This is a genomic window from Streptomyces sp. NPDC052687, assembly GCF_040678395.1.
In the GTDB taxonomy this organism is placed as follows: domain Bacteria; phylum Actinomycetota; class Actinomycetes; order Streptomycetales; family Streptomycetaceae; genus Streptomyces.
On sequence record NZ_JBFATR010000051.1, the window covers coordinates 34,896 to 47,255 of the forward strand.

Annotated in this window: 12 protein-coding genes and 1 tRNA gene; 8 read left to right on the plus strand and 5 right to left on the minus strand. The window is 73.8% G+C overall.

Features of this window, described 5'->3' with window-relative positions:
• Positions 1-47: 47 nt before the first annotated feature.
• Positions 48-821, minus strand: a complete 774-nt coding sequence (gene cobF, locus AB0K92_RS28590; RefSeq protein ID WP_365927543.1) for a precorrin-6A synthase (deacetylating) — start codon at positions 819-821, stop codon at positions 48-50.
• Between the two features lie 42 nt (positions 822-863).
• Entirely contained in the window at positions 864-1,436 is a 573-nt protein-coding gene (locus AB0K92_RS28595) for a DUF309 domain-containing protein (protein WP_365927545.1), read from the minus strand.
• Between the two features lie 131 nt (positions 1,437-1,567).
• Here AB0K92_RS28595 and AB0K92_RS28600 point away from each other — a divergent pair.
• Together AB0K92_RS28600 and AB0K92_RS28605 are read left to right on the plus strand one after the other, a co-directional pair.
• Positions 1,568-1,641 (plus strand) — tRNA-Pro (locus tag AB0K92_RS28600).
• A 182-nt stretch (positions 1,642-1,823) separates the two neighbouring features.
• A complete protein-coding gene (locus AB0K92_RS28605; protein ID WP_365927547.1) occupies positions 1,824-2,222 on the plus strand; it encodes a DUF6234 family protein in 399 nt (132 codons plus the stop codon).
• A gap of 21 nt (positions 2,223-2,243) precedes the next feature.
• Here the strand turns inward: AB0K92_RS28605 and AB0K92_RS28610 are convergent, their stop codons facing one another.
• Positions 2,244-2,612, minus strand: coding sequence for a VOC family protein (locus AB0K92_RS28610; RefSeq protein ID WP_365927549.1), 369 nt, complete (start codon positions 2,610-2,612; stop codon positions 2,244-2,246).
• Between the two features lie 267 nt (positions 2,613-2,879).
• Between AB0K92_RS28610 and AB0K92_RS28615 the strand changes: the two genes are divergently transcribed.
• The 6 genes from AB0K92_RS28615 to AB0K92_RS28640 all read left to right on the plus strand — a co-directional run bounded on the left by AB0K92_RS28615 (position 2,880) and on the right by AB0K92_RS28640 (position 10,297).
• The gene (locus AB0K92_RS28615) at positions 2,880-4,112 is read left to right on the plus strand and encodes an MFS transporter (protein ID WP_365927551.1); all 1,233 of its coding nucleotides are present in this window, start codon (positions 2,880-2,882) and stop codon (positions 4,110-4,112) included.
• A gap of 299 nt (positions 4,113-4,411) precedes the next feature.
• Positions 4,412-5,653: an aminotransferase class III-fold pyridoxal phosphate-dependent enzyme gene (locus AB0K92_RS28620; RefSeq protein ID WP_365927553.1), complete on the plus strand. Its 1,242-nt coding sequence runs from the start codon at positions 4,412-4,414 to the stop codon at positions 5,651-5,653.
• The gene (locus AB0K92_RS28625) at positions 5,650-7,032 is read left to right on the plus strand and encodes an aspartate aminotransferase family protein (protein ID WP_365927555.1); all 1,383 of its coding nucleotides are present in this window, start codon (positions 5,650-5,652) and stop codon (positions 7,030-7,032) included. Before AB0K92_RS28620 ends, AB0K92_RS28625 begins: the two co-directional genes overlap by 4 nt.
• 24 nt (positions 7,033-7,056) lie before the next feature.
• Positions 7,057-7,695 (plus strand): thermostable hemolysin, encoded by a 639-nt coding sequence (locus AB0K92_RS28630; protein ID WP_166003554.1) that lies wholly within the window; start codon positions 7,057-7,059, stop codon positions 7,693-7,695.
• On the plus strand, positions 7,682-9,280 hold the full coding sequence (locus AB0K92_RS28635) for an AMP-binding protein (protein ID WP_365927558.1): 1,599 nt from the start codon (positions 7,682-7,684) through the stop codon (positions 9,278-9,280). Before AB0K92_RS28630 ends, AB0K92_RS28635 begins: the two co-directional genes overlap by 14 nt.
• A 99-nt stretch (positions 9,281-9,379) precedes the next feature.
• Positions 9,380-10,297, plus strand: coding sequence for a TauD/TfdA family dioxygenase (locus AB0K92_RS28640; RefSeq protein WP_365927560.1), 918 nt, complete (start codon positions 9,380-9,382; stop codon positions 10,295-10,297).
• Between the two features lie 75 nt (positions 10,298-10,372).
• Here AB0K92_RS28640 and AB0K92_RS28645 read toward each other — a convergent pair whose 3' ends face one another.
• Positions 10,373-11,953: a carboxylesterase family protein gene (locus tag AB0K92_RS28645; RefSeq protein WP_365927562.1), complete on the minus strand. Its 1,581-nt coding sequence runs from the start codon at positions 11,951-11,953 to the stop codon at positions 10,373-10,375.
• Positions 11,954-11,991: 38 nt separating this feature from the next.
• A partial coding sequence (locus tag AB0K92_RS28650; protein ID WP_365927564.1) for a helix-turn-helix transcriptional regulator occupies positions 11,992-12,360 on the minus strand: 369 nt, incomplete at its 5' end.

The window sequence follows — 12,360 nt, forward strand, 5'->3', positions numbered from 1 at the left end:
CGTGAGACCGCGACCGCCTGATCCCCGGGCGTCCGCCGGTCCTTCCGTCAGCTGCGCTCGGGATGGCGCCGCAGCAGATACGTGTCCATGATCCACCCCTTGCGCTCGCGGGCCTCGGCCCGCAGCCGCTCGATGCGGGGCGCGGCCTCCGCGATGGGCCCGGAGACGGTGATCTCGTCCGGGGTGCCGAGATAGGCGCCCCAGTAGATGTGGATGTCCTGGTCGGCGTACTGCCGGAAGGTCTGGTGGGCGTCCAGCATCACCACGACGTCGTCCACGCCCTCCGGGAATCCCTCGGCGAGCCGCCGCCCGGTGGTGATCTGCACGGAACCGGCCACCCGGTTCAGCCCGGTGCGGTGCCGGGCGACCAGCGAGGACACACTGCTGATCCCGGGCACCACGTCGTAGTCGAACGCGACCGTGCCCCGCGCCAGCACCTCCTCCAGGATGCCCAGCGTGCTGTCGTACAGCGACGGGTCGCCCCACACCAGGAACGCGCCGGTCTCGTCCTCGCCCAGCTCGTCGCGCACGAGCCGCTCGTAGATGTCGGCGCGGGCGCTGCGCCAGTCGCCCACGGCCGGGGAGTACGCCGCGCCGCCCGCGCGCCGGTCCCGCTCGGGGTCGCGGGCCTCGACCACCCGGTACGTGCCCTCCGGCAGGTGCGTCTCCAGCATGTCCCGGCGCAAGCGGGTGAGGTCCGACTTCACCTCGCCCTTGTCGAGCAGGAAGAACACGTCCGTGCCGCGCAGCGCCCGCACCGCCTGGAGGGTCAGCTGCTCGGGGTCGCCCGCGCCGATACCGATGACATGAATGTTTCGCACGCCCCGAGTCTGCCGTACGCCACCGGCAGTGCCCCCGTGGGGTCACGTCCCGTACAGCCGGGGCGCCCGCGCCCGCGCGTCCACCACCACGGCCCCGCCGACCCCGATCCCGTCGGAGCCGTCCGCCCCGGCTTCGACGACCTCCGCCAGGTCCCGCGCCCACGACACGACACCCGCCAGATCCATGCCGTACGGCTCCGGCCGTCCGGACGCCGCGGCCCACTCCTGCACCGCGCCCGCACCCCGCCGCAGCAGCCGCGCGCCACCGGTGACATTGCCGCGGGCCGCGTGCGTCAGTCCCACGGCGAGCTGGGCGAGCCCCCGCCACAGCGCGCGCTCCTCGTCCGGCCCCGACTTCCACGCGTCCTCGAACACCTCGTGCGCGTGGAACGGCTTTCCCGCGTCCAGCAGCGCCTGCGCCTCCGCCACGCTCTCCTCGGGCGTCCGCACGACCCCCTCCGGCTGTCGCTCCACGCCCTCGGCCCCGTACGGCAGCGGCCGGCCCAGCCCGTCGCGGGGCCGCGCGTTCCGCGCCCGCCCCTCCGCGTCCCGGTCCCGCGCCGCCGCGCCCGCCCGGCCCTCCGGCATACCGCTTCCGTCTCCCGATCCACCCATACGACGATTGTCCCGCCCGGCCCCCCTCTCCGGACCTCTTCGGCCGCCCTTCGGCCCCCCTTCGGCTCCGCCGGGCCGGTGGGGTAAAGTGCTGTCCGCGCGATCACGTGGTTCACCACGGGACAGCGCAACGGGACGTGGCGCAGCTTGGTAGCGCACTTGACTGGGGGTCAAGGGGTCGCAGGTTCAAATCCTGTCGTCCCGACAAGGAGTCCGCTCCGTAGTCGCGGGTCAGGGCCTCGGTTCACTTCAGGTGAGCCGGGGCCCTCGACCGTTTCCGACCGTTTCCGGCAGTCACCCGAGCCGCTCCGAGCGGATGAAGCCGCGAGCCCGGCATTGAGCACGGCTACTCATGCGCGCCACCACGGGCCGCGCGATCCTGCACCCATGACCGACGCCCCTCCCACCCCGCAGCCCTGGCGACCCTGGTCGCGCCGGACAAGCCCCGGAGCGGACCTGGCTCTCGCCATCCCGCTGTTCCTGCTGGAGACCGGGTGGCTCGGGCTGGACCGGGTGTACGGCTACGGCCTGGAGGTCCGGGCGGCACAGGGCGAACAGACAGGCATCGACGCCGCAGCCCTGGCGCACATCGGGCGGCTGCGCGTCCTGCTGATCGCCGTACTCGTCATGGCCCTGCTCGGGGCGTTCTTCCGTGCCCGCCGGACGGTGATCGTCCACCTGCTGGTGGCCCTCCTGACGGGCGGCTCACTGATGGCCGCGCAGCACGAGCGGGACGAGAGCCGTCCCCCGCCCCCTGTATGCGTCCGCCGCAGCGCGGACTGCTGAAGGGGCGCCGGCGGCACCGCGTCACCGAGCCGGGACCGGCTGGGTCAGGTTCACCGGGTTGCCGTCGGGGTCCTCGATGTGGGCGACGCGCTGGCCCCACGGCATGTCGCTGGGGCCAGCGCTGACCGTGCCGCCCAGATCCTCCACCCGGCCCAGCGTCCGGTCGACGTCGTCGACGGCGATGCCGAGCAGGATTCGGGGTGCCGCCCCGGTCTCCACGTCCGGCTTGGCCACCAGCCCGAGGTCGGTGTCGCCGATGCGCAAGCCGAGGTAGAAGACCGGTCCCTCCTCCGGCACTCGGAAGATCTCCTCAGCGCCGAGCAACTCCTGGTAAAAGGCGAGCAGGACATCGTGGCGGGCGGTCAGAATCACCGGCTGGATGGTGGACATGGCACTCCTGTCGAGGACGGTGGTGTGCCGGGTGGACCGTCCGGGGCCGGTGAACTCATCGGTGGGGGCGCGTTCCGGCCGCCCGCGCGTCGACCGGCGGTGCCCCGGGGCCTTGCGCTCCGCGAGCCTCAGTCACGTACTTACGGGATGCCGTGCACCGTACACGTATTCACGGGATGGGCATGCCCCGTGCTCTCGCGATGATCGTTGCGTCGGCAACGAGAGAGCGCTATCACGCCCTCGCCAGCGAGGGAAGGAAGAAGTTCGGTGACTCAACAATCAAGCTCTGTACCAGGTCTCGCGCCGGTCATTCCGGCGCCCGGGGCGCGCGTCGCGCGCAAGGCCGGTCTGATCGCCGGAATCATCCTTGTCTCGCTCAACCTGCGTCCCGCCATCACCAGTCTGGGGCCGCTGCTCCCGCAGATCGAGGAGGATCTGCGGCTGTCCGGTACCGGGGCGGGGCTGCTGACCATGCTGCCGGTGCTGTGCCTCGGGGTGTTCGCGGGGCTGGGGCCGGCGCTGCGGCACCGGTTCGGCGAGGACCGGGTGCTGCTGGGGTGTCTGCCGGTGCTGCTGGCGGGCATCCTGGTGCGGCTGCTGGAGCCCACGGCGCTGCTGTACGCCGGGACCGTGGTGATCGGCGGTGCCATCGCCGTGGCCAACGTGGTGCTGCCCAGTCTGATCAAGCGTGAGTTCCCGGACCGCGTACCGCTCATGATGGCCACGTACACCATGGCCCTCACCTTCGGCGGTGCCGCCGCGGCCGGTGCGGTGATCCCGCTGGAGGACGTCGTCGGCACGGACTGGCGGGGGTCGCTGGGGCTGCTCGCCGTGCCCGTGGTGGTGGGGATCGTCGCCTGGTTGCCGTTCGGGATGCGGCGGGTCGCCGGCAGCGAGGGCCGCCGGGCCTCCGTCGGGCCGCTGCTGCGCGACCGGCTCGCCTGGCTCGTCACCGCCTTCGTCGGGCTGGAGGCCCTGCTCGCCTATGTGATCTTCGGGTGGCTGCCCGCCATCTGCGTCGATCGCGGACTGAGCGAGGAGGCCGCCGGATACATGATGTCGGCGATCACCTTCCTCCAGGCCGCCGGGTCCATGATCGTGCCGTTCTTCGTCGACCGGGGCGGGCGCGGGCAGCGCGGCTTCTGTGTGGTCGTGGCGCTCGGCACCGCGGTCGGGCTGATCGGTGTGGTCGTCGCGCCCATGTGGACGATCTGGCTGTGGGCGCTGGTCCTCGGCATCATCGGCGGCGCCGCGTTCAGCCTCGCGCTGACCCTCATCGGGCTGCGCGCCGGTGACGGCGACAGCGCCGCCGGGCTGTCCAGCATGTCGCAGGGCGTCGGCTACGCGCTCGCCGCCGCCGGGCCGTTCGGCGTCGGCGCGCTGCACGACCTGTCCGGCGGCTGGGGCGTGCCCCTGGCCGTGCTGGTGGGGCTGTGTGTCCTGATGGCCGTCATCGGGCTCGGCGCGGGGCGCGACGCGACCCTCTCCCTCAAGCGCTGATCCCCGCGGGGTGCGGGAGCGCCGGCCGTATCCGCCTTCGCTCCCCGTCCCCCTGCCCCTTGTCCCCCTGCCCCTTGTCCCTCGTCGCCTGCCGCTCGTCGCCTGTCCCTCGTCCCCTGGCCCCTTACTCCCGTCTTCACCTTTCACCTTCACCTTTCACCTTCACCTTTCGTCTTCGCCTTACGGCTGCACGTCTTCACACCCCTGAGAACCGTTCCGGCCGCGCAGCACGCCCGCCCGACCCGGCGACGCCGTGCCGCCCGGCACCCGCTTGGTGACCATCCGATGGGAAAGAGAAGATGACATCTGCAGTTTCGTCCGACGTGGGCGTGACCGGCCCGGCCGATCCCGTGGCCGTCGTCCACCGGCACCTGATCCGGGACGTCCCACCCGGCGCCCCCTCCGAACGGCCGGTGCCCGTGGTGGCCCGGCAGCGGGGGGCCCGGATCGAGACCCGGGACGGCAGGGTGGTGCTGGACGCCGCGAGCGGCGGGTTCGGCGGTGCTCACCCGCGGGTGCGGGCCGCCATCGCCGAGCAGGCCCGCCGGGTCGCGCTCTCCAGCCGCATCCTGGTCAGCCGTCCGCTGGCCGGGGCGGTGGCGGCGCTCGCGGAGTTCTGCCCGGGGCCGCTGTCCGTGTCGTACCTGTGCAACAGCGGTGACGAGGCGCTGGACTCGGCGTTCAAGCTGGCCAAGGGCACCCACCCGGACCGTCCGTACGCGCTCGGCATCCGCGGCGAGGACTACGGCGCGCTCAGCCACGGGCGTGCCCTGGGCCGGGGGAGTGCCGTGCTGCCGGGGGCGCCGCTGCGGCCCCGTACGGTCCCCGCGGACGCGCCGGAGGAACTGCTGGAGCGGGTCGACGAGTCGGTGGCGGCGGTGGTGATCGCCCCGGCGACGCCCGGGCGGCCGTTGCGCCGGCTGTCCCACGACTGGTGGGTGGCGCTGCGGGAGCGCTGCCACCGCACCGGCGCGCTGCTCGTCCTCGACGAGCGCCGCACCGCCCCGGCGCGGCTCGGCCGCCCACTCGGCACCGGTGCGCTCGGCATCTTCCCGGACGTCCTCGTGATGGGCGAGACGCTGGGCGCCGACGCGGTGCCCGTGGGCGTCTCGGTGATGACCCGGGCCGCCTACGACCGGGTCTACGGCCGCCGCAACCCCAGCCTGCACGGCTCCACGTTCGGCGCGAACCCGCTCTCCGCGACGGCCGTGAGCGCCGTACTCGACGCCGTGAACAGTGACGATCTCGCCGCCCGGCAGCGGGAGTTCGAGCAGGCCGCGCTCCGGCTGCGCGAGCAGCTGTCCGGCGCCGTCGAACTGCACGCGGACGGCTCCCTGCTGTGGGTGCGCACCCCGGACCCGGCCGCCGCCCGCACGCTCGCCGCCGAACTGGCCGCCCGGGACGTCCTGGTCCGCGAGCCGGCCGGTGAACTGGTCACCCTCACGCCGCCGTTGACCGCCGACCGGGAGGACACCGACCAGATCCTCCAGCGGCTCGCCGAGGCGCTGAAGGCGCTCGACACCGAGGAGGCCGGACGATGAGCACCGCGACCGCGGTGACGGCCATGGACCGCCAGCAGGTCCTCACCACCCTGGGCCGCCACTGGAACCCCACCGCCGCGCTGATGCTGGCCGCCGCCGGGCGGCAGCTGGAGTCGCACGCCCGCGGCACCGAGGTGTTCGCCGAGGACGGCTCCCGCGCCCTGGACTTCGCCGGGAGCTACGGCGTCTTCCTCGTCGGCCACCAGAACGACGCGGTGCGTACGGCCGTCCTGGACGCCCTGGACACCGCGCCTGCCCTGGTGCCGGGCACCGTCCACCCCGCGACCGCCGACCTGTTCGGCCTGCTCACCGAGATCCTGCCCGCCGGGCTCACCGAGTTCTCGCTGGGCTGCTCCGGCGCGGAGATCTCCGAGATCGCCCTGCGGGCCGCCTATCTGGCCCAGCCCGGCCGGCGCAAGATCGTCATCGTGGAGGGCGGCTACCACGGCAAGACCCTCGGCGCCCTCACCGTGCTCGGCCAGCACGAGCACCGCGACGACTTCACGCCCGCCGGCGAGGACCTGGTCGTCGTCCCGCCGGGCGACGCACGGGCCGTACGGGAGGCCCTGCGGGGGCGTGACGTTGCCGCCGTCTACGTCGAACCGGTGCTCGGCGGGGCGTATCTGCGGGTGCCGCCCGCCGATTTCCTGCCCGAGGTGGCGCGGGCCTGCCGGGAGACCGGCACCCTGCTCGTCGCCGACGAGATCCAGACCGGGTTCGGGCGGACCGGGAAGATGTTCGCCGTCGGGCACTCCGGCGTCGAGCCCGACATCATGCTGCTGTCCAAGGCGCTGACCGGCGGGTTCGTGCCCGTCGCGGTGGTCGCCATGACCGAGGAGGTGCTGGCGCGGGCCCGCCGGTCCCCGCAGTGGTACCCCGGTGTCCTGGACGGTACGGCCGTCTCCGCGCTGTCCATGGCCGCCGCCGCGGCCACCATCCGCGAGGTGCGGGACAGGAACCTGCCCGAGCGGGCCGAGACCGTCGGCCGGGCGCTGCGCGAAGGGCTCAAGCGGGCGGTGCGCAGGCATCCGCGCCACCTCGTCGACGCCCCCGGCATCGGGCTGATGACCGGGCTGCGCACCCGCAACCCGTCCGTCGAGAACCTGATCTCGATGCAGATGGCCGCCCGCGGCATCCACCTCGGGCACTCCCTGAACGAGCAGATGGACCAGCCCGTCCTGCGCTTCTACCCGCCGCTGACGGTGTCGGAGGCCGACATCGAACGCGTCCTGACCGCGCTCGACGAGTCGCTGACGTGGCTGGACCGGCGGCCGGCCTGGCTGATGCGCCGGATCACCTGGCTGCTGCGCCGCCAGTACCGGCTGCCGCCGCCGCTGGTGCTGAAGCTGATGCACTCCGACCTCGAAGTGAACTGGTGACCGGGCCGACAGAGGGGTTTCGACATGGAGATAGCCATCGCGGAGTCCGGCACGTCCGAGTGGTACGAGGCTCGGACGTTCGCCCAGAACAGCTATCGGAAGGTGTACGGGGCGACGACCGAGCCGAGACCGGACCGCTTCGTGACGGTCCGGGAGAGTGCCGGCGCACCGATCGTGGCCTGCGCGGGTCTGACCGGGCCGCGCCCCGGCGGGTTCTTCTCGGAGAACTACCTCGGGGACGCGGTGGAGCGTGTCCTGGCGTCGGTGGTGGAGGCCGCCCCCGAGCGCGACGAGGTCGTCGAGGTGGGTCCGCTCGCGGGTTCCGGCGGGGCCGGGGGTGAGCTGATCCGGCTGCTGCCGATCATCGCCTGGTGTCAGGGGAAACGATTCATCCTGGCCACGGTCACCGACAAGGTGGAGCGGTCCATGGCCGGCGCGGGCGTGCCGTTCCTGCCGCTGCGGCAGGCCACCACCGACTGGATGGACGACGCCGAGCGGGCCTCCTGGGGCACCTACTACGACCGGTCGCCCACCACCGGCGTGGTGCCGCTCGACAGCATCGGACACCTGATCAACAGCCTGACCGGCCGCTACAACTTCGTCGAACTCGCCGTGCGGACCCTCGTCGGCACGGCCCGGGAGGTGTCCGGTGCGCACGCTTGAGAAGAGCCTGACGTCCCTGGCCGAGGACGACCGCCCGCTGGTCGACGTCCTCGCCCCCGACGGATCGGTGGCCCGCTCCTACTCCTACCGCCGGATCGTCGGCGCCGCCGCGGCCCTCGCCGCCGACCTGCGCGCCCACCCCGTGCGCGAGCGCGAGGCCCGCCCGGCCGGCGATCCCACCGACCCCGCGCAGCTCCAGGTGGGCGTGGTCACCGCCAACGGGCCCGAGTTCCTCGTCGCGGACTTCGCGATCCTCGGCGCGGGCGGCGCCGAGGTGGTGGTGCCGCTGGCGTTCACCGCCGAACAGGCCGCCTCCCTGCTCGCGGACATCGATGTCTGCCTCGCCGACGCGGCGGGCGCGGCACGGCTCGAGGAATGGGGCCTGGCGCGGGTCCTGCCCCCCGACGCGCGGCTGCGGGTGCTCGACATCGACCGGGAGCCGGACGGCACGGACCCGCTCTTCCCGGATGCGCCGTCCCCCGACGCCGGCGAACGCCTCTGCAAGATCATCCACACCTCCGGCACCACCTCGCGCCCCAAGGGCGTGTGCATCCGCGAGGCCGCCCTCGACGAGCTGATCGGCTCCCTGCGCACGGCGATGCCGGACGGCGCCTACCGCCGCTATCTCTCCCTGGTCCCGATGAGCCTGCTCATCGAACAGGTCACCGCCGTCTACCTGGTGGTGTGCGACGGCGGCACGGTCGTCCTGCTGCCGCCCGAGGTCCCGCTCGTCGGCACCTCCTCGTTCGCCCCGCGCGCCGTGCTGCCGCACCTCCGCGCCGCGCGGCCCACCGCCCTCGTCGTCACCCCCGCGCTCGCCGAGGCGATGCTGACCGCGGCGGACGCGGCCCACGCCGACGGCCGCGACCCGGTCGCCGCGCTGTTCGGGCGGGGCGAGGCGCCGCTGGTGTGCTGCGGCGGCGCGCCCGTCGACGCCGACACCCTGCGCCGTCTCGACGCCCACGGGATCCCCGTCCACGAGGGCTACGGGCTGAGCGAGAACAGCTCCGTGGTCAGCTGGAACACACCCGGCGCCCGCCGGTACGGCAGCGTCGGCCGCCCGCTCGCCCACGTCCGGGTGCGCACCGCGCCCGACGGCGAACTGCTGGTGAAGAGCACCTCGTTGTTCGCGGGCTACAAGGGCGGTGACGACCCGTCCGGGTGCGAGGTCGACGAGGACGGCTGGCTGCACACCGGAGACCTCGCCGACATCGAGGACGACGGCTACATCTGGATCAAGGGCCGCAAGAAGAGCGTCATCATCACCGCCGCGGGCCGCAACGTGGCACCCGAGTGGGTCGAGGCCCAGTACCGCTCCCACCCCGCCGTCCTGGCCGTCGCGGTCGTCGGCGACGGACTGCCCGCCCTGCACGGGCTGTTCCTCGTCGACCCGCGCGCCTCCCTGGACACCGTACGCGCCGAACTCGACGCGCTGGGCCGCGAACGGCTCTCCGACGTCGAACGCGTCGAGGTCGCCCACCTCGTCCCCGCGGACGAGTCCCTGCACGCCGAGTTCTTCACCGTCACCGGGCGGCCCCGCCGCTCCGCCGTCCTCTCGGCGGTCACGGCGGGCCGCTTCGGCTGACGCCCCCGCCGCGCCGCTCCCGGCGACCGGCGCGGCAGCGCACATCTGGCAACTTCCCCTGTCATGGCACATTTCTGACTGACCATCAGAGGAGAAACCATGATCGACCACGCGCGTGTGACCTCCTACGGCTCCGGCACCGGACTGCTCCTGACGCCGGCCGAGCCCGGCACCACCCTCGCCGGCCTGCCGCGCGAGCAGGTGATCGGGGCGCTGCGGGAGGCGGGCTTCCTGCTGCTGCGGGGATTCGAGCCGGATCTGGAGCAGTTCTCGGCGTTCGTCGGAGCGCACTCGGAGCGGGTCACGCTGGACCCGGCGCGGACCTTCCACGGCGGCTCCACGGCGCAGAAGGTGGACGCCGGGTACGACGCGGTCGGGCTGCACCTGGAGAACGGCAACAGCCCGTTCGCGCCCACCCTCACCTGGTTCTTCTGCGAGAAGGCCGCCTCGTCCGGCTCGCAGACGACGGTGTGCGACGGCTACCGGGTGTGGGACGCGCTGAGCGACGAGGCCCGCGCCATGTTCCGGGAGCAGGAGATCGTCTACAGCCGCCGGGTGGAGGAGGCCAAGTGGAAGGCGTTCACCGCGTTCCACCTCGGCAGCTCCGACGCGGCGTCGGTCACCGTGGACCAGCTGCGCGAGCTGGCCGGCGGACCCGGTGAGACCGTCATCGACCTGCTCGACGACGGCTCGATCCACTACGCCTACCGGGTCCCCGCCGCGCACGGCACCCTCTTCGGCGAGCGCCTGGCCTTCGCCAACAGCATCCTCGGCCCCTCGAACCACTACGAGAAGCCGCGCATCACCTTCGCCGACGGCCAGGACATCCCCGTCCACATCATGAAGGAGGTGGAGACCGTCACCGAGGAACTGACCGAGGAACTCGACTGGGCCGACGGCGACGTCGCGCTGATCGACAACACCCGGGTCATGCACGGCCGCCGCGCCATCACCGACCCCGAGCGCACCATCTACAACGCGCAGAGCGACCTGGACCGCGTCCTGCTGGCCGCCTGACGCCCCACGGCCACGTCGGCCGTTCCGCGGAGTGCCGCCGGGACCCTCGTCCCGGCGGCACCTTCGCGTGGGCGGTCAGTCCCACAGGGGCAGCCTGCCCGGCTCGGGCAGCGAGTCCAGCAGCTCCCCGTCCCGCTCGCCGCCCACCACCCGCACGACCGGGTCCTCCCGGCGGTACGGCCGCCAGTCGGCCGCCGGGATCCCGGAGCGCACGAACTCGCCCCACAGGCTCCGCACCCGCACCCGCAGCGCGGCCATCTCCTCCTGGTCCGCGTCGGCGAAGATCGGGGCGCGGCGGGCCTCCGCGCGGCCCAGCAGGAACGGGATCTCCACGCAGTGGCAGGCGCGCAGGGCCGCGTTGCCGCCCGGTACCCGCCAGTCGAACCGGAACAGCCGCACGGCCGCGCCCCACTCCTGCGCGAGGCCGGCGAACCGCTGCGTGGGCGTGGTGAAGAACGCGTCCGTCTTCAGCTCCTCGAACGCGACCGGCGGCGTCACACCCGTGGAGTAGTGCCGCAGCGCCTCCTCGGCGCGGGCGCCGAACACCGCGGCGAACTCCGCCGCGACCTCCTCCCGCGTCATCCGCGCCGTCGCCGGGTCCTTGCCGTACCACAGGGCGCACTCGTGCCGCGTGACGCCCATGAGGAGGTCCAGCCCGTCCCCGGGCGGCGAGTCGCGCAGCGCGCGCGGCAGATCGGCCGGGACGACGGTGCCGTCGGCGACGAGCTGGAACGGCGGCCGTACGTCACCGCGCGGCCGGGGCCGGGTGAGCACGTGCCGCTGGGCCCGGAGCAGCCGTTCGGCGGACACCGACCGCGGGTCCTCGCCGTCCAGCGCGGCCAGGAAGGCGTCCGCGGTGCGCGCAGCCTCCTCGCGGGTCAGCGGTTCCATGCCCAGGGGCGCGCTGTGCAGCGCCGCGCGGCGGAACAGCGGGCGCACCTGCGGCAGCGCCAGGAGCGCCGCGAGGGACTGGCCGCCGGCCGACTGGCCGATCACGGTGATCCGGCCGGGGTCGCCGCCGAAGGCGTGGATCTCCCGTTTCACCCAGCTCAGCGCCGCGATCTGGTCGAGGAGCCCGGCGTTGGTGACATGGGTGGTCCCCGGCGCCGTACGGAACGACAGGGAGGTGCCCGTGCCCTCCACGGTGGCGGGCCCTGCCCACGACGGGGCGAGGAAACCCAGCGCGCCGAGGCGGTAGTTGACCAGGACGACGACGATGCCCTCCTGCGCCGCCAGCTCCGCGCCGTCGTAGCGGGGCAGGTCCGCCCCGCCGGTCAGGAAGCTGCCGCCGGGCAGCCACACCAGGACGGGGCGGCGGCCGGCCCCGTTCACCGGAGCCCAGACGTTCACCGTCAGACAGGCCTCCGTCTGCGGCGGGTCGACCGGGTCGCCCATCAACGCCGCGAACGGCGACGGCAGTTGCGGCGGCACCGTGCCCACCGCGCCGTCCGCGCGCAGCGGTTCGCGCCAGCCGGGGTGGGGGCGCGGCGGGCCGAAGCGGTCCGGTCCGACGGGCGGGGCCGCGTACGGCACTCCCCGGTACGCCGCCACGCTGTGGCCGGGCCCCTCCAGCCGGCCGACGACGGGACCGTCCGACACCTCGGTCCGGACCGTCCCGGTCCGGGTGGCCGCAGGGGCGGCGTCAGCAGCGCGCATGGTTCCTCTGTCTCCCTGTCGCTGTCGGTTGGGTGGTGTCACTTCGAGGTGGGCGCCGGGACCTGCGCGGAGGGACTGTGCGCCAGCACGTACCGGGCCAGCTCCACCCGCCGCGACACGCCCAACTTCGCGAAGGCGCGGCGCAGATGGGAGTCCACCGTGTGCGCGGACACCGCCAGCCGCTGGGCGGTCTCCCGGTTGGTCAGCCCTTCGGCGACCAGCCGGACGACCCGCACCTCGGACGGGGTCAGGCTGTTCCAGTCGCCCGCCGTGCCGTCCGCCGGCCGCGGCGCGGTCCGCGCCGCGGAACCGGGCCCCGGCCGGCGGCCCGCGGGCACGTCCCGCACGCTTCCCGGTGCCGCCGGGCCGACACCGGGCCCGCGAGCCGCCAGGCCGCCACCCGGTCC

Excerpts from the sequence above, each read along its gene's own strand:
- AB0K92_RS28625 (WP_365927555.1), top strand. The coding sequence starts at position 5,650 with ATGAGCACCGCGACCGCGGTGACGGCCATGGACCGCCAGCAGGTCCTC.
- AB0K92_RS28640 (WP_365927560.1), top strand. The coding sequence starts at position 9,380 with ATGATCGACCACGCGCGTGTGACCTCCTACGGCTCCGGCACCGGACTG.
- AB0K92_RS28595 (WP_365927545.1), bottom strand. The coding sequence starts at position 1,436 with ATGGGTGGATCGGGAGACGGAAGCGGTATGCCGGAGGGCCGGGCGGGC.
- AB0K92_RS28610 (WP_365927549.1), bottom strand. The coding sequence starts at position 2,612 with ATGTCCACCATCCAGCCGGTGATTCTGACCGCCCGCCACGATGTCCTG.
- AB0K92_RS28645 (WP_365927562.1), bottom strand. The coding sequence starts at position 11,953 with ATGCGCGCTGCTGACGCCGCCCCTGCGGCCACCCGGACCGGGACGGTC.
- AB0K92_RS28605 (WP_365927547.1), top strand. The coding sequence starts at position 1,824 with ATGACCGACGCCCCTCCCACCCCGCAGCCCTGGCGACCCTGGTCGCGC.
- AB0K92_RS28630 (WP_166003554.1), top strand. The coding sequence starts at position 7,057 with ATGGAGATAGCCATCGCGGAGTCCGGCACGTCCGAGTGGTACGAGGCT.
- AB0K92_RS28620 (WP_365927553.1), top strand. The coding sequence starts at position 4,412 with ATGACATCTGCAGTTTCGTCCGACGTGGGCGTGACCGGCCCGGCCGAT.